At 67.0% G+C, this 564-nt stretch carries 1 protein-coding gene and 1 pseudogene; both read right to left on the bottom strand.

The features are described from left to right. Positions 1 to 243, bottom strand: a 243-nt coding sequence (locus AC08OO_RS21740; RefSeq protein WP_476618988.1) for an IS66 family transposase, incomplete at its 3' end; no start/stop codon positions are given. 217 nt (positions 244 to 460) lie between these two features. Continuing rightward, a pseudogene (locus tag AC08OO_RS21745) lies at positions 461 to 564 on the bottom strand (IS5/IS1182 family transposase); the annotation flags it as partial.

Raw genomic sequence — 564 nt, forward strand, 5'->3', positions numbered from 1 at the left:
CTGCCCGCGTCTACGCGCCGGCCGGCCGGCATCCCCACCGCCCGAATCCTGCCGATCCTCAGGTTTCTCACCCGCAGCAGACGACGGACCGGTCCTCTCCGAGGAACGACCGAACAGCATCCGGGACAGCACCGCGACCTGCTCGCTCAACTCCTCGACCCGCAGCTGCAACTGCCCGACACAGGCCTCAGCCTTCCCCGCACACTCCTCGGCCCGCTCGGCACGCCCACGCCAGTACGCCACCTCAGTGACATCATCGGCGACAGACAGAACAAACACACCACCCAGGACACATCACCAGCATCCCCGATATCAGGAACTACACCCGACAGATCACGAAGAGCCCACAACCCCCCACCAGCCATCCCGCGGGCACTCCGCCCGACTCCCGCCACAGCCACGACACCGCCACACGGCGGAACCAGCCACTCCACGCCATCACCGAATACTTACACCCGACGCGGCGGGGACAGCCGCGGAAGCGGTCGAAGATGTGCCAGTTCTTCAGGATCGCGAAGCCGCGCTCGCCTCTGGCGCGGGTGGCGGCGTGGGCACGGTTGATCT

It is taken from the genome of Frankia sp. CeCAU1 (assembly GCF_977971845.1).